This window comes from Xanthomonas hawaiiensis (assembly GCF_031834635.1).
In the GTDB taxonomy this organism is placed as follows: Bacteria; Pseudomonadota; Gammaproteobacteria; order Xanthomonadales; family Xanthomonadaceae; genus Xanthomonas_A; species Xanthomonas_A sacchari.
In genome coordinates this window covers 1,633,489-1,648,568 of sequence record NZ_CP115873.1, presented here as the reverse complement: position 1 = coordinate 1,648,568, position 15,080 = coordinate 1,633,489, and the positions used below count along the sequence as shown (strand labels likewise).

At 68.7% G+C, this 15,080-nt stretch carries 10 protein-coding genes; 3 read left to right on the top strand and 7 right to left on the bottom strand.

All coding sequences use genetic code 11. The features are described 5' to 3' along the window. Positions 1-451 precede the first annotated feature (451 nt). A complete protein-coding gene (locus tag PG878_RS07135; RefSeq protein ID WP_209029722.1) occupies positions 452-934 on the top strand; it encodes a hypothetical protein in 483 nt (160 codons plus the stop codon). A 161-nt stretch (positions 935-1,095) separates the two neighbouring features. Here PG878_RS07135 and PG878_RS07130 read toward each other — a convergent pair whose 3' ends face one another. The 7 genes from PG878_RS07130 to PG878_RS07100 form a co-directional block, all read right to left on the bottom strand. Then, positions 1,096-3,348, bottom strand: a complete 2,253-nt coding sequence (locus PG878_RS07130; RefSeq protein ID WP_209029721.1) for a methyl-accepting chemotaxis protein — start codon at positions 3,346-3,348, stop codon at positions 1,096-1,098. Between the two features lie 794 nt (positions 3,349-4,142). Continuing rightward, on the bottom strand, positions 4,143-6,401 hold the full coding sequence (locus PG878_RS07125; RefSeq protein WP_209029720.1) for a methyl-accepting chemotaxis protein: 2,259 nt from the start codon (positions 6,399-6,401) through the stop codon (positions 4,143-4,145). 462 nt (positions 6,402-6,863) lie between these two features. After that, positions 6,864-7,928, bottom strand: coding sequence for a pectate lyase family protein (locus PG878_RS07120; RefSeq protein WP_209029719.1), 1,065 nt, complete (start codon positions 7,926-7,928; stop codon positions 6,864-6,866). A gap of 410 nt (positions 7,929-8,338) precedes the next feature. Continuing rightward, positions 8,339-10,345, bottom strand: coding sequence for a M1 family metallopeptidase (locus tag PG878_RS07115; RefSeq protein ID WP_209029718.1), 2,007 nt, complete (start codon positions 10,343-10,345; stop codon positions 8,339-8,341). A 207-nt stretch (positions 10,346-10,552) separates the two neighbouring features. Then, the gene (locus PG878_RS07110) at positions 10,553-11,500 is read right to left on the bottom strand and encodes an aspartate carbamoyltransferase catalytic subunit (RefSeq protein WP_209029717.1); all 948 of its coding nucleotides are present in this window, start codon (positions 11,498-11,500) and stop codon (positions 10,553-10,555) included. 19 nt (positions 11,501-11,519) lie between these two features. Then, positions 11,520-12,035, bottom strand: a complete 516-nt coding sequence (gene ruvX / locus PG878_RS07105; protein WP_244663453.1) for a Holliday junction resolvase RuvX — start codon at positions 12,033-12,035, stop codon at positions 11,520-11,522. Then, entirely contained in the window at positions 12,028-12,594 is a 567-nt protein-coding gene (locus tag PG878_RS07100) for a YqgE/AlgH family protein (protein ID WP_010344126.1), read from the bottom strand. Before PG878_RS07100 ends, ruvX begins: the two co-directional genes overlap by 8 nt. Positions 12,595-12,700: 106 nt before the next feature. On the opposite strand from PG878_RS07100, the gene PG878_RS07095 reads away from it, so the two are divergent. Both PG878_RS07095 and PG878_RS07090 read left to right on the top strand, forming a co-directional pair. Beyond that, positions 12,701-14,494 carry a DUF4153 domain-containing protein gene (locus PG878_RS07095; protein WP_209029716.1) on the top strand — a complete coding sequence of 598 codons (1,794 nt, stop codon included), beginning with the start codon at positions 12,701-12,703 and terminating at the stop codon, positions 14,492-14,494. Positions 14,495-14,508: 14 nt separating this feature from the next. After that, entirely contained in the window at positions 14,509-15,048 is a 540-nt protein-coding gene (locus PG878_RS07090; RefSeq protein WP_209029715.1) for a DNA-3-methyladenine glycosylase I, read from the top strand. Positions 15,049-15,080 lie beyond the last annotated feature (32 nt).

The window sequence follows — 15,080 nt, the reverse complement described above, 5'->3', positions numbered from 1 at the left end:
GGTGCGGCTGTGCACGCGTTTGGCCGCTTGCGGCTGCGGATCGACGCGCCGCCGCGGGATGGCTGCTGCAACGCAGCGCGGATCCGCGCACGCGATCGCCAACAACGCCCCGCACGCGATACCGACGGCCGCCCTTCCCCTGCAAACGCCACGGCGGAACGACCTGACCCCGCCGATGTACGGAATCGCCTTACATCAAACACCAGCGCCATTTCCGCTTACACGGTTGATTTTGCTTATTGACATCGATACTAACGTCAGAAATACTGAACTCGACGCTTGCAAAGTCTCCTATTTCCGCACCTGCCGATGAGGGCGAACGCGGAGCCGGGGAAGGTAGGCGACGACGGACCGGGAGACGGCCCGTTGCGGGCGCTCCAGCCGGAAAGGACCACGGCTATCGCTCGTCCCATGGCGTACAGGTCCGTACATCCAGACAAGGAGAGACACCATGATCAAACCGCTGCTGACCCTCACCGTACTGGCGGCCGCGCTGGCCGCGCCCTGCCTGCAGGCCGCCGAGCGTGTGCCGCTCAACGCCGCCGACGCGATCCAGGGCATGGGCGAACGCCTGCCCGTCGGCAAGAAGAACGTCAGCCTGTCGCCGCTGTTCAAGGTCTACACGTTCGAGAAGGCCGGCCTGCGCTTCGTGCAGATCAACTCGTTGCAGGACGAGGTCATCACCGTGCTCAGCGCCACGCCGGGCACCGACACGCGGCTGCCGATCGGCAGCGCGGCCGAGGAGCAGATGATCGCGGTCAACGACGCGAAGAACCAGCCGCTGGGCATGGTCACCGCCGCGGCCAGTTGCCCGTGCAACGCCACCGTGGTCTACCGCGACGCCAACACCACCATCGTGGTGGTGTACGACGTCAATGGTCAGTACATCACTTCGTACGTGATCAGCACGCCACGAGGGTCGGTGCCGAAGTAAGAGGACACGCGCGTCCTTTCCGCAACAACCGCACCATCGGCAAAAGGAGGGGGAATGCGCTCAGCCGAGCCCATCGCCCCCATGGTTCGCACGGCGCGGCCACCTTCCACGGGAGGGTGGCCGCGTTCGCTAGTCGTCCTTCGCCGCCAGGTCCGCCCGCCTCAGAACTCCTGCCAGTCGTTGTCCAGTGCCAGCGCCGTCGCGTGCGCAGGCGCGCGACGTGCCGGCGCAGTGGCCGCCACAGGACGCGCGCCGCGCGTGGCCGCCGGCGCGAAGCGCCCCCCACGCGGCAGTGCCGATTGCGGCGACGCACCGGTGACCATGCCATCGAGCTTGAACAGCGCCACCGCCTGGGTCAGCTCCACCGATTGCTGCTCCATCGAACGCGCTGCCGCGGTGGCTTCTTCCACCAGCGCCGCATTCTGCTGCGTGCTTTCGTCCATCTGGGTGACGGTCTGGTTGACCTGCTCGATGCCGGCGGACTGCTCCTGCGAGGCGGCCGAGATCTCGCCCATGATGTCGGTGACGCGCTGCACCGAGGCCACGATCTCCTGCATGGTGCTGCCGGCGCGGTCGACCAGCGCCGAGCCTTCGGCGACGCGGGTCACCGAATCGTCGATCAGCGTCTTGATCTCCTTGGCGGCATTGGCCGAACGCTGCGCCAGGGTGCGCACTTCGCTGGCAACGACCGCGAAGCCGCGGCCCTGGTCGCCCGCACGCGCGGCTTCCACCGCCGCATTGAGCGCCAGGATGTTGGTCTGGAAGGCGATGCCGTCGATGACGCCGATGATGTCGGCGATCTTCTTCGAGGAGGCTTCGATGCCGCTCATCGTCTCGACCACCTGACCCACCACCGCGCCGCCCTGCGAGGCGACCGAGGCCGCGCCGCTGGCGAGCTGGTTGGCCTGGCGGGCGTGTTCGGCGTTCTGCTTCACCGTGGAGGTCAGCTCCTCCATCGAGGCGGCGGTCTCCTCCAGGCTGGCGGCCTGCTGCTCGGTGCGGCGCGACAGATCGTCGTTACCGGTGGCGATCTCGGTGGCGGCGGCATTGATGCTGACCGCCGCGGTCTGGATGCGGCCGACGATGCCGGTCAACTGGTCGGCGGTGGCGTTGGCGTCGTCGCGCATCCGCGCGAACACGCCGTGGAACTCGCCGTCCATGCGCGCGGTCAGGTCGCCGGCAGCGATGGCCTGCAGCAGGGACGACAGCTTGCCCAGGTTGCGGTCGCTGACCTCCATCATCGCGTTGAGGTCCTGCACCATCAGCCGGAAGTCGTGCTGGAAGCGCGCGGCATCGCCGCGGGCGCTGAAGTCGCCGGCCGCGGCCGCCGCGGCCAGGCGCTTGATCTCGGTGTTGATCGCCAGCAGGCTGGCCTTGGCCGCATCCATCGACTCGTGCAGGACGGCGCGGCTGCCGGGCAGACGGCGCGCGTCGCGGCGCAGGTCGCCGTTGGCGTACTCGTTGAGGATCTCCACCGCCTCGACGATGGCATCCAGGTGCTCGAACATCATGGTGTTGATGCCCTTGCTCAACTCGCCGTACACGCCGGGGAAGTCCTGCGGCATGCGGTGGCTGATGTCCTTGTCGGCATGCAGCTCGATCATCAACGCGGTTTCGCGCGAGAAGCGCTGCAGCTGCGTCTGCATCCCGCCCATCGCCAGCAGCAGGCGGCCGGGTTCGTCGCGCGCGTCGGTGGCCACGTCGTTGTCCAGGCGGCCCTTGGCGATGGCTTCGGCGGCGCGGGTGGCGCGGGCCAGCGGCACGGTCAGGCTGCGGGTGATCAACCAGGCCAGCACACTGCTGACCAGCACCACCGCCAGGCCGCCGGCGATGAGCATGGCGCGCCCACGCGCCATCGCGGCCGTCGCGGCCGCATAGGCCTCATTGCTGCGGGTGGCCTGCAGATCGGCGTAGCGGGCGATTGCATCCTGCCACTTCTGCGTCAGCGGCGCAGACGTCCCCATCAGCAGGGCCAGTGCTTCGTCCGGCTTGTAGTGCATGCCCAGATCGATGACGCGGTTGTTGACGTCCACGGTCAGCGCGCGGGCGCGATCGACCTCCTCCAGCACAGCCTGGCTCTGCGCACCGCTGGGAATGGCACCCGCCCGATTGCGTGCCGCCTGATAGCGCGCGCGCTGCTCGGTGATGACCTTGGCGAAGCGGATGTTGTCCTCCTGGGACGTCGGCAACACGATATTGCGGACATTGATCGCCACGACAGAGCTCGCGTTGAGCATCTCGCTGGAGGCACGGATCGCGGCGATATTGCGCTGGACGATGCCGTCCAGCCGCTCGCGCGCCTGGAACAGGGTGAACAGCCCGGCGACGACCAGCGCCGAGGACAGCAGGATGAGGATGCCGAATGCGGTGGCGAGCCGGGCGCCGACGTTGTAGCGCTGAAGGAATGCAATCATGGAAATGACCTGTTTGGGGGAATTTGAGAGGGGCAATCGGGTGCCCCGGACTGCGCACGCCGACCAGTCGCCGTTGTGTGCGCCCGCATCGAAACAAGATGAACAAGCCGTGAAAAAGCGTTTCGAATCAAACGCTTGATACCGCATCCCGCTCAATGTGCGGGCGATGTAACGGCCCCCTGCGGCCAGACTTGAGAGGCGATTGCAGGGAATTTCTTGAACACCCTCAGGCATATGACAGGGGTGTGGAGGGCGAATGCACGCGACGCGCGATTGGCGGTTTTGCGTGAAAGGCGCGTGCATGTCGTGTTGCAACAAGCGGCATGGCGTTTGCATGCTGCATATGCGCGCGGCACGCAGAAACTGGGTCGATCCAATGGCGCATGCGCACCTCTAGATGCGCGGAACAGGCGCGGAATGCGATCGCGTTCGCATTGCCGCATCGGTCGGAGCTGAGGTGTTGCGCGACAGCGCTCGGCGCGTGCGTGACATGGAAGCACGTCGACGGCGACGCGCGATGGATGCACGGATGACGGCGACGCTTGGAGCAGACGGCGCGCGTACGCGCGCAACCGCGCAAGGGAAACCGTGTGAGAGCGATGCACCGTGCAGAGGCACGCTGTGGAGTCGCCCCTGCGGTCAGGCCGCCGCGTCGACCAGGGTGCGGTCGCTCGACCGACGCGCGCGGCGCCCGCGTCGGCTGGACACGACACCGGCGACACCAAGGCCGCCGGCCTGCGACAGAGCGAGCGGCGCGCACTGCGCCGCCCGCCCGATGACACGCCTCGTACGGCTCAGAACTCCTGCCAATCCTTGTCCAGCGCCATCGCCGCTGCCGGCTGCGCCGCACGTCGTGCCGGCAAGGCCTTCACCACTGCCGGGCCGACGCTGCGCTTACCTGCGGGCGCCGGGGCGGCGTGCTGACGCGGCGCCTGGACCACCGGCGCGGCCGCCGCGGCGTCCAGCTTGAACAGCGCCACCGCCTGGCTCAGCTCCACCGCCTGCTGCTCCATCGAGCGCGCCGCGGCACTGGCCTCTTCCACCAACGCCGCGTTCTGCTGGGTGGCCTCGTCCATCTGGGTGACGGTCTGGTTGACCTGTTCGATGCCGGCCGACTGTTCCTGCGACGCAGCCGAGATCTCGCCCATGATGTCGGTGACGCGCTGCACCGAGGTCACGATCTCGGTCATGGTCTTGCCGGCCTGATCGACCAGGGCCGAGCCTTCGGCCACACGGCTCACCGAGTCGTCGATCAGGCTCTTGATCTCCTTGGCGGCGCTGGCCGAGCGCTGCGCCAAGGTGCGCACCTCGCTGGCGACCACGGCGAAACCGCGGCCCTGGTCGCCGGCACGCGCCGCTTCCACCGCCGCGTTGAGCGCGAGGATGTTGGTCTGGAAGGCGATGCCGTCGATCACCGAGATGATGTCGCCGATCTTCTTCGAGGACGCTTCGATGCCGCTCATGGTGGCCACCACCTCACCGACCACGCTGCCGCCCTGCGCGGCGACCGAGGCCGCGCCGGCAGCCAGTTGATTGGCCTGACGCGCGTGCTCGGCGTTCTGCCGCACCGTGGAGGTCAGCTCTTCCATGGAGGCGGCGGTTTCTTCCAGGCTGGCGGCCTGCTGCTCGGTGCGGCGCGACAGGTCGTCGTTGCCGGCGGAGATCTCGCTAGCGGCGGCATTGATCGACACCGCCGAATGCTTGATGCGGCCGACGATGCCGGCCAGTTGCTCGGCGGTGGCATTGGCATCGTCGCGCATCTGCGCAAACACGCCGCGGAACTCGCCGTGCATGCGTGCGGTCAGGTCGCCCGCGGCGATCGCCTGCAGCAGCGTCGACAGCGCCTGCAGGTTGCCGTCGGCGGTGGCCATCAGCTGGTTCAGGCTCTCCACCATCACCCGGAAGTCGTACTGGAAGCGCTCGGCGTCGCCGCGCGCGCTGAAGTCGCCATCGGCGGCCGAGGTGGCCAGTTGCTTGATCTGCTCGTTCATCGCCGACAGGTTGGCCTTGACCTCGTCCATGGTCTGACTCAACACCGCCTCCTCGCCGGGCAGGCGGTCCATGTCCTGCGACAGGTCGCCGATCGCATAGCGGCCCATGATCTGCGCAAGGCGCGTCTTGACCGCCAGGTGCGAGGCCACCAGCGCATTGGTTTCGGCGGCCATGCGCCCGTAGTCGCCGGGGAACGCCTCTGCATCGATGCGATGGCTGACTTCGCCGGCGTCGTGGCGCCTGGCCATCTCCATCTGCGCGCTGATCAGGTTGCTGACCTGCTGCTGCATGCCCTGCATCGAGATCAACAGGCGCCCGGTCTCGTCCGTGGCGTCGGTCTGAACATCGTTGTCCAGCTTGCCGCGCGCGATGGCCTCGGCCACCCGGGTGGCGCGGGTCAGCGGTACGGTCAGGCTGCGCGTGATCAGCCAGGCCAGCACGCCGCTGACCAGCACGACAAGGGCGCCGCCGACGATCATGAAGGCGCGGCCGCGATCCATCGTGGATTGAGCGCTCGCATATGCCTTGGCCCCCTGCTCGCGCTGCCGGTCCGCGTAGGCACTGATCGTGTCGCGCCATTGATTGGTTGCCGGTGCCGCCTTGGTCATCAGCACTTTCTGCGCCTCGTCGTCTTTGTCATGCATGCCAAGCTCCAGCACTTCCTGGTTGGCGCTACGCGTGCGCTCGTAGGCATCGTCGATCGCCTTGCGCATCTGCACCCCGACCGGACTTGTGTTGGGAATCGCATAGAGCTTGTCGTGGATTGTTTCGTAGTGACGCCGCTGCTGGTCGATGGCGTTGGCGAAACCCTCGTTCTCTTGCTGGGTGCTCGGCAGCACGATGTTGCGCAGGTTGATCGCGATCAGCGAACTGGCGCTGCGCATTTCGCTGGTGAGATCGAGGATCTGCATGCGCTGATTGACGATGGTGTCCATCATCTGGCGCGCCTGCTTCAACGTCAGCAGGCCGGCCGCGACGAGTGCGCATGACAGCAGAATGAGGACACCGAAGGAGGACGCGAGCCGCGTCCCGACGTTGTAGCGCTGAAGAAATCCGATCATGAGGGGGTCACCAAGTGAGGAGGAGGGGGGGAGCCCGCGTCACGACCTGGGATCGCGCAAGACAGCGCCAGGCGGAGGGCCTGGGCGGGATGCGACGGAGAAGAAGACGAAGACACTTCCAGCACCGACCGCATCGGGATGTCACATGCGGGGACTCGCTTTAGGTAACGGCGGCCGCGCGCAATTCTTGATGCGTATCTGCGCACAATTTTTGAACCGCCTCAGCAGCGTGACCAGAGTGTGTATGGCGCGGCACGTAGGCGCCGAAAGCCATACAACCACGTCAAATCCATGTGAAAAAATGGCGCGAGCGGCACTTCAGTGGTGCGAATGCGACGAGACCACGCACCAATACGGGGAGCCATGTCTGCAAACATGAAATGCTGCAAACGGCATATATTCGGGTGACACATATATGACAGTCACGACTGCCTCCGCACGGGCATGCGGAGGCAGCGCGTCTCATTCGGCCAGGTTGGTGCCGGCGCCGGCGGTGGCGATGACCTTGGCCTTGACCTGCGCGGCGGGAATCGCGGTGTAGAGATAGCCCAGCGGCTCCGGGTAGGTCTTGGACGAAATCCAGGTCGTCGCGTTGGCGTAGGGCTTGCTGGTGCTCTCGGGCACGGTCCAGCTGATGCCGCTGCCGACGTAGTTGTTGATGAGATCCCAGTAGCCGATCTCGCTGCTGTCGCGCGAGGTCACCGGGTTCTTGATGTTCTCGAAGTAGTTGGCCTCGATCAGCGCCACCCCGCCCATGCGCACGTTGATGCCGGAGGTGAAGACGTTGTTGAAGTAGTTGTTGTAGATGTGGCTCAGCCCGCGCCGCTGCAGCGGCAGCCGCGATTCCACGTTCTCGAAGCGGTTGTGGTGGTAGGTGGTGCGCGCGGCGGCGTTCTGGGTGTCGCTGTCGCTGTAGCCGTTGAGCGCAACCTTCTGGTAATCGTGGATGTAGTTGTAGGACACGGTGACGTGGTTGACGCCCTTCTTCATGTCGATGCCGCCGTCGAAGGAGGCGTCGCCGGCGCCCGAACACTTGGTCAGCGAGGCGAAGATGGTGTTGTGGTCCACCCAGATGTTGGACGGCTGCCCGCTGGAATTGCCTTCCAGGGAGATCGAATCGGCATCCTCGCCGCCCGGCAGCAGGCCGATGGTCATGTTGCGGATGATGACGTTGTGCGCGTTGCCGACCACGCGCACGCCGAAGTTGGCCGACGAGCCATTCGCGCCCGTGATGGTGATGTCGCGCTTGTTCTTGATCTGCACGGTCTTGGCCGGCAGCTTCCATTGCGTGCACACGTCGGTGATGCTGGCGAAGTTGAAGCTGCCGGTGTAGTTGAGCACCAGGCCACCGGAGCCGGCGTAGTTGTCGATCGCCGCCTGCATCGCCTCCATCGTGGCGACGTTCACCGGGATGGCACTGCCGCCGCCGGTGGTGTTGGCCCCATACCCGACCGGGCCGCCGAAGGCCGGAGCGGCGCACAAGGCCAGAGCGAGCGCCGACGCGCCCTTGCGGAACTGCTGCTGCATGATCTCTCTCCCATCTGTCGCGATGAGTGCAGGCCGCATGGCAGTGGGCGCATGCGCCGGCACGGGGGCGTGGGGGCCGGCGCATTCTTGGAATGCGCGCGGCGGCCCACGCAATCGCCGCGACGCCGAACTGGAATCCCACGCTCCGTTCGCCGCACAGGACAGGACAAGCGGACACGCACGGTCCGCAGGAGACAGACAGCGACAGGCGGAGACAGGCCGTCTGCACGCGCGCCACGGTGCGTGCAGGCCGCCGGCAACGACGGCGAACGCACGCGCATCGCGCGCATCGCCAACACCACCGGCGCGCCCAACAGAGACAGGCGCGCGCCGATGGCGGGCGGCCGCGAATGTTGCGGCCGCAGCACGTTTGCGCGGGCGTGGTGCTGCTGCGGACCGCCGCGTGCGGCTCAGCCCACCGTGTCGAGGCGGTTGTCGCTGCGGTCGGCGTCGGGCAGCACGTGGTCCGGATCCAGGGTCACGTGCAGCACCTTCTGCGTGCTCGGCACGCGGATCTGCGGCTGGGTCTGCTGCATCCAGGTCTCCACCGGCACGCGCTGGTCGAGGTGGCTGCCATCGGCGAAGTCGATGCGCAGGGTCGCCGGCATCACCAGCTTCTGGCGGCTGCGCAGGGTCACCAGCAGGCCCTTGGCCGGGTCGTGGTCGACGTAGGCCGCCGCGCGCACGCCCATGTCCAACTGCCAGTTGTTGAAATACCAGCCGCGCCACCACCAGCTCAGGTCCTCGCCCGATTCGCTCTCCATCAGCCGGAAGAAATCCGACGGCGTCGGGTGCTTGTAGGCCCAGGTGGCGATGTACTTGCGGAACGCCGGATCGAAGCGCGCCGGCCCGAGGATCTGTTCGCGCAGCAGCACCAGGCCCAGCGCGCCCTTGAAGTAGGTCAGCGGATGCCGGTAGGTCTCGCTGGTGGCGTCGGCGCGATCGAGCAGGGTCGGCGCTTTCGCATCGGCCAGCAGCGGCAGGATCTCGTCCACCGGGTTGCCGCCGCCGGGCGCGTACTCGCCATCGCGCTTGGGCGCGAATTCGCCGTGGTTGATCGCGTCGGACGCGTAGACGTCGATGAAGGTGTTGAAGCCCTCGTCCATGAACGCATGGCGCCGCTCGTTGGAGCCGACGATCATCGGGAACCAGCCGTGCCCCAGTTCGTGCGCGGTGATCCAGAACAGCTGCTTGCCGCCGTCGGCCATGTCGTCGAAGACGATGCCCGGGTACTCCATGCCGGCGCCGTGGCCGCCCAGGTTCACCGCCGCCGGCCACGGGTACGGATACCACTGCGAGAAGTGCTCGATCGAGGCCTTCACGAATTCGGTGGAGCGGCTCCACTTATCGTTGCCGACCGCGCTGCGCGGATACACCGACATCGCCAGCGCATGCTTGCCCGCGGGCAGGTTGATCCGCGCCGCATCCCAGACGAAGGCCGGCGAGGCGGCGAAGGCCACGTCGCGGGTGTGATCCATATGGAAGCGCCAGGTCTGGGTACCGCTGGCGCTGGGCCGGCTGGCCGGCTGGCCCACTTCCTCGGCGCCGCGGATGGTCACGGTGCTGTCGCTGGCGGCCGCCTGCGTCAGGCGCTGGCGCTGGGTGGCGGTGAGCACCTGCGCCGGGTTCACCAGTTCGCCGGACCCGGCGACCAGGTAGTCCCACGGCACCGTCACCGCGTAGTCGAAATCGCCGTATTCCAGATAGAACTCGGAGCCCAGGTAGGGCTGGGTATCCCAGCCGCGCAGGTCGTCGTACACTGCCATGCGCGGATACCACTGTGCGATCTCGTAGATGTCGCCATCGGCGGTGGGCGTGACCGCGGTGCGACCGCCCCAGGTGCCGGGCACGGTGTAGGCGTAGTCAATGTGCAGCTTGAGCGCCTTGCCGCTGGCCAGCGGCTGCGGCAGATCCACGCGCATGCGCGTGTCGTCGATCAGGAAGGTCGCCGCCACGCGCTTGCCGCCCTGCTCCAGTTCGACCTTGGCGATGCGGTAGCCGTCGGTGCTCTGCGGCGCGGGCCGGTCGGCACGCGCGGCGCGCAGGGTCCGGGCGCGGGCATCGGCGCGGTACAGGTTCTGGTCCAGTTGCAGCCACAGCACGTCCAGCGTGTCCGGGCTGCGGTTGCTGTAGGTGATGGTCTCCTGGCCGCGCAGCGTATGCGTGGCCGGCTCCAGGGTGGCGTGCAGATCGTAGTCGGCGCGGTTCTGCCAGTACTGCGGGCCGGGCACGCCGCCGCCGCTGCGGTAGGCGTTGGCCGGCTGCGGCAACTGCAGCGGTGCGAACAGCGCCTGCGGATCGTAGGTGCCGGCGCTGTCCGCGGCAGCAGTAGCAGCAGTGGCGGCATCGGCCTGGGCGGCGGCGACAAGGGAAACGCAGGCCGCGGCGAACGCAGCGCGGCGCAGGACAGGGATCATGGTGGCGTCCGTGGGGAGGATCGCCACCGATGGTAGGCCGAATCGCGGTGGCGCGAATGTGCCGATCGCCACCGTCGCGACGGTCGGTGTCCCGTAGGAGCGGCTCTTGTCCCCTTTTCGGGGATCAGCCGCGACACGGGGCCGGGAATGCCCCGTCGCGGCTGAAGCCGCTCCTACGAGAGCCACAGGAGCGCGAAGCGCCTGCGCTCAGCCCAGCAAGGTTTCCAGCACCGCCATGCGCACCGCCACGCCGTTGGCGACCTGGCGCAGGATGCACGACTGCGCGCCGTCGGCGACTTCATCGGTGATCTCCACGCCGCGGTTGATCGGACCCGGATGCAGCACCACCGCGTCCTTCGACGCGCGGCGCAGGCGCTCGGCGGTGAGACCGTACTGGCCGTGGTAGTCCTCGAGCGAGGTCACCAGGCCCTCCTCCATGCGCTCGCGCTGCAGGCGCAGCATCATCACCGCGTCCACGCCGTCGAGCATGGCGTCGAAGTCGTCGCCGACCACGCAGCCGTCCAGGGTGCCGTCGTCGGGCAGCAGCGCGCGCGGGCCGCAGACGCGCACTTCGCCGGCACCGAGGGTGCGCAGCGCGTGCAGGTCCGAACGCGCGACCCGCGAGTGCTTGACGTCGCCGACGATGACCAGCTTGAGCTTGGAGAAATCGCCGCCCTTGGCGTGGCGCAGGGTCAGCATGTCGAGCAGGCCCTGGGTGGGATGCGCGCTGCGGCCGTCGCCGGCGTTGATCAGCGCGGTGCCCTCGCCCGCCGCTTCGGCCAGGCGCTCCACCGCGCCGTCCTCGGGGTGGCGCACGACGAAGCCGCGCACGCCCATCGCTTCCAGGTTCTTCAGCGTGTCGCGCGCGGTCTCGCCCTTGCGCGTGGACGAGGTGGAGGCGTCGAAGTTCAGCACGTCGGCGCCGAGCCGCTGCGCGGCCAGGTGGAACGAACTGCGGGTGCGCGTGGACGGTTCGAAGAACAGCGTGCACACCGCGGTGCCGGCCAGCACGCTGCGCTTGCCGACCCGGCCCACCGCCGCGTCGCGGATCTGCCCGGCGCGATCCAGCAGTTGCAGCAGGGTCGCCCGCGGCAGTCCTTCCAGGGTCAGCAGGTGGCGCAGGCGCCCGTTCGAATCGAGTTGCGGATCAGTCATGGCGGGTCCGGGCTGTGGATCAGGAAAGGGGAATGGCGTCGTCGGGCGCGGCCAACCAGCGCTCCACGATCACCGCAGCGGCCACCGCGTCCAGCGCGGCGGCATCGCGGCGGCGCTTGCGGCCGGCGGCACGGTCCACCGCGAAGCGCTGTGCGGCCTCGACCGAACTGGAGCGTTCGTCGACCAGCACCACCGGCAGGCGGTAGCGCGTGCCGAGTTCGCGGGCGAAGGCATGCGCGCGCTTGCGGTTGGGCTGGTCGGCGCCATCGAGGGTGAGCGGATCGCCGACCACCAGGCCGTGCGGCCGCCACTCGGCGTGCAGGCGGTCCAGCGCCGGCCAGTCCGGCCCCTGCGCGTGCACGTCGATCACCGCCAGCGCGCGCGCGCCGGTGCCGAACGGGCTGCCGACCGCCACGCCGATGCGGCGGTGGCCGACGTCGAAGCCGAGTACGGTGCCGTCGCGGCGGATCGTCGCGGGCGTGGCGCTGGCGGGCGCGGGCGCGCCAGCCTCCTCAGGCAGGCCGGACTCAGGCATGCCCGCTGTAGTCGGTGAGGCGGAACAGGTCCACGCCGATGCGTCCGGCCGCGGTCTGCCAGCGCCGCTCCAGCGGCAGTTCGAACAGCAGTTCGGCATCGGCCGGTGCGGTCAGCCAGCTGTTCTCGCCCAGTTCGTACTCCAGCTGGCCGGCGCCCCAACCGGCGCAGCCCAGCGCGACCACCGCGTTGCGCGGCCCTTCGCCGCGCGCCATCGCCTCGAGCACGTCGCGCGAGGTGGTCAGGTACAGGCCGTCGGCGAACGCCAGGCTGGAATCCCAGCCGTGCGCGCCGTCGTGGATGACGAAGCCGCGCTCCGGGTGCACCGGGCCGCCGCTGAGCACCACCTGCTCGCGCAGCGTGGCGTCGATGGTCTCGATGCCCATCTGCTCCAGCACTTCGCCCAGGGTGTATTCGGAAGCGCGGTTGACCACCACGCCCATCGCGCCGTTCTCGTCGTGCTGGCAGATCAGCGCCACGCTACGGGCGAAGTTGGGATCGGACAGCGCCGGCAGCGCGATCAGCAGTTGGTTGGCCAGAGGCGTGGGCAAAGCGGACATGGCCCCATTCTATCGTCCCTCCCGCGTGCGCGCTGCCCAGGCGGCGGCGGGCTGCCATAATCCGCCCGATCGCGGCCCCCGACCGGTCGCCCAGGAGCACGCACGCATGGACACGCCCCCCGACCTGCCACGCCAGACCCGCGCCTTCATCGTGCTGGTGGCCCTGCTGCAGGGCGCGCTGCTGTACCTGGCGCAGCGCGGCGCCGAGAGCGGCCTGTGGCCGTTCGGCTCCCTGGGCGGGCAGGTGTGCTGGTACTCCCTGGTGCTGACCGTGCCGACCATGACCCTGCTGTCGGTGCGACACCTGGGCGCGCTGCGCCTGTGGCAGCACACCATCGCGGTGGCGGTGCTGGTGGCGGCGCTGTCCGCCTGGGCGGTGTGGAACGCCACCGGCGCGCCTGGGCTGCGCGCCAGCGAGGTGCTGGGCCCGTTCGGCGCGACCCTGGCGCTGGCGATGTTCGTGCTGCTGCCGTGGCTGCAGTGCCGGCTGCAGCACGGGCGCTGGCAGACGCCATACCGCGACCTGTTCGAGCATGCCTGGCAGAACGCGCTGACCCTGGCGCTGGCGCTGCTGTTCGTGGGGATCTGCTGGCTGGTGCTGTGGCTGTGGGGCGCACTGTTCGCGCTGGTCAAGCTGACTCTGTTCTACGACCTGTTCCGGCAGACGGCCTTCATCTATCTGGCCACCGGCACCATGTTCGGCCTGGGCATCCTGATCGGCCGCACCCAGCAGCGCGCGGTGCAGGTGATGCGGCAGATCCTGTTCGCGATCTGCACCGGGTTGCTGCCGCTGCTGGCGTTCGTGGCGGTGCTGTTCGCGCTCAGCCTGCCGTTCACCGGCCTGCAGCCGCTGTGGGAAACCCGCGCGGCGGCGAGCATCCTGGCCGCCGTGGTGGTCACGCTGGTGGTGTTCGTCAATGCGGTGTACCAGGACGGCACCGCCGACGCGCCCTACCCGGCCTGGCTGCAACGGGTGATCGACGCCGGGCTGCTGAGCCTGCCGCTGTACGCAGGGCTGGCGCTGTACGCGCTGTGGCTGCGCATCGCACAGTACGGCTGGAGCGCCGAACGCTTTGCCGGCGTGCTGGTCGCGGTGGTCGCCTGCGGCTACGCATGCGGCTATGCCTGGGCCGTGCTGCGCCCGGGCGCACGCTGGCTGCAGCCGCTGGCGCCGGTGAACCGGCTGTTGTCGTGGGTGGTGATCGGCCTGGCGCTGGCGACCAGTTCGCCGCTGCTGGATCCCTACCGCCTCGTCGTCGGCGACCAACTGCAGCGCCTGGCCGATGGCCGCACCAGCGCCGCGCAACTGGACCTGGCCTACCTGCGCTTCGACAGCGGCCGCCGTGGCTACCGCGCGGTGCAGGCGCTGCGCGAGGTGCCCGCGTTCGCCGACGATCCGGTGCAGCGCGAGCGCCTGCAGCGGATACTGCAGCGCCAGAAGCGCTGGGGCGGCGAGGACGACGAAATGCCGCGCAGCGACGATCCGCTGCAGGTGCGTCAGCGCGTGGTGCTGGGCGCGGGCAGCGCCGATCCCGGCGACGCCTGGTGGCAGGCGCTGCTGGCCGGGCGTATCGACGACGCCAACTGCCGGCGCGAGTACGCGCACTGCGTGGCGCTGCGCCGCGACCTGGACGGCGATGGCCACGACGACGTGCTGCTGTGCAATGCCAGCGTCGGCTATGGCGTCGAATGCCGCATCCACACCGACCCGGGCAGCGGCTGGCACGATGTGGCGCGGACGCATTTCTTCCCGCGTCGTGGCGACAACGCCGATGCGCTGTATCAGGCGCTGCGCGACGGCAAGCTGCAGGTGCTGCCGCGGCGCTGGCCCGACCTGCAACTGCCCGGCACCCAGCGGACCGAGTTGTACCCCGCCGACCCCAACGACCAGCCCGACTGACGGATACCCGCCGCATGAGCAGCTATTGCGATATCGCCCCTGGCCATCCGGTGCACGGCCACTACCACGACCACGAGTACGGCGTCCCGCAACGCGCCGAAGCCGACCTGTTCGAGCGGCTGGTGCTGGAGATCAACCAGGCCGGGCTGAGCTGGGAGCTGATGCTGAAGAAGCGCGCGGGTTTCCGCGCCGCCTACGCCGGGTTCGACGTGGACACGGTGGCGGCCTTCGGCGAGGACGACGTGCTGCGCCTGCTCGGCGACGCCGGCATCGTCCGCAACCGGCTCAAGGTGCAGGCGGCGATCCACAACGCCCAGGTGATCCAGGGCCTGCGGGCCAGCCACGGCAGCTTCGCCGCCTGGCTGGACGCGCAGCATCCGCGCAGCAAGGCCGAGTGGATCAAGCTGTTCAAGCGCACCTTCCGCTTCACCGGCGGCGAGATCACCGGCGAGTTCCTGATGAGCCTGGGCTATCTGCCCGGCGCGCACCGCGAAGATTGCCCGGCGTTCGCGCGCATCGCGCAGTTGGATCCGCCGTGGATGCGCGCCGGCTGAGACCGCCGGCGCGCGCGAGCCGGCACGACGCC

Bases quoted from the DNA above. Each gene is read 5' to 3' on its own strand.
- PG878_RS07135 (WP_209029722.1), top strand. From the start codon at position 452: ATGATCAAACCGCTGCTGACCCTCACCGTACTGGCGGCCGCGCTGGCC.
- PG878_RS07130 (WP_209029721.1), bottom strand. From the start codon at position 3,348: ATGATTGCATTCCTTCAGCGCTACAACGTCGGCGCCCGGCTCGCCACC.
- PG878_RS07125 (WP_209029720.1), bottom strand. From the start codon at position 6,401: ATGATCGGATTTCTTCAGCGCTACAACGTCGGGACGCGGCTCGCGTCC.
- PG878_RS07120 (WP_209029719.1), bottom strand. From the start codon at position 7,928: ATGCAGCAGCAGTTCCGCAAGGGCGCGTCGGCGCTCGCTCTGGCCTTG.
- PG878_RS07115 (WP_209029718.1), bottom strand. From the start codon at position 10,345: ATGATCCCTGTCCTGCGCCGCGCTGCGTTCGCCGCGGCCTGCGTTTCC.
- PG878_RS07110 (WP_209029717.1), bottom strand. From the start codon at position 11,500: ATGACTGATCCGCAACTCGATTCGAACGGGCGCCTGCGCCACCTGCTG.
- ruvX (WP_244663453.1), bottom strand. From the start codon at position 12,035: ATGCCTGAGTCCGGCCTGCCTGAGGAGGCTGGCGCGCCCGCGCCCGCC.
- PG878_RS07100 (WP_010344126.1), bottom strand. From the start codon at position 12,594: ATGTCCGCTTTGCCCACGCCTCTGGCCAACCAACTGCTGATCGCGCTG.
- PG878_RS07095 (WP_209029716.1), top strand. From the start codon at position 12,701: ATGGACACGCCCCCCGACCTGCCACGCCAGACCCGCGCCTTCATCGTG.
- PG878_RS07090 (WP_209029715.1), top strand. From the start codon at position 14,509: ATGAGCAGCTATTGCGATATCGCCCCTGGCCATCCGGTGCACGGCCAC.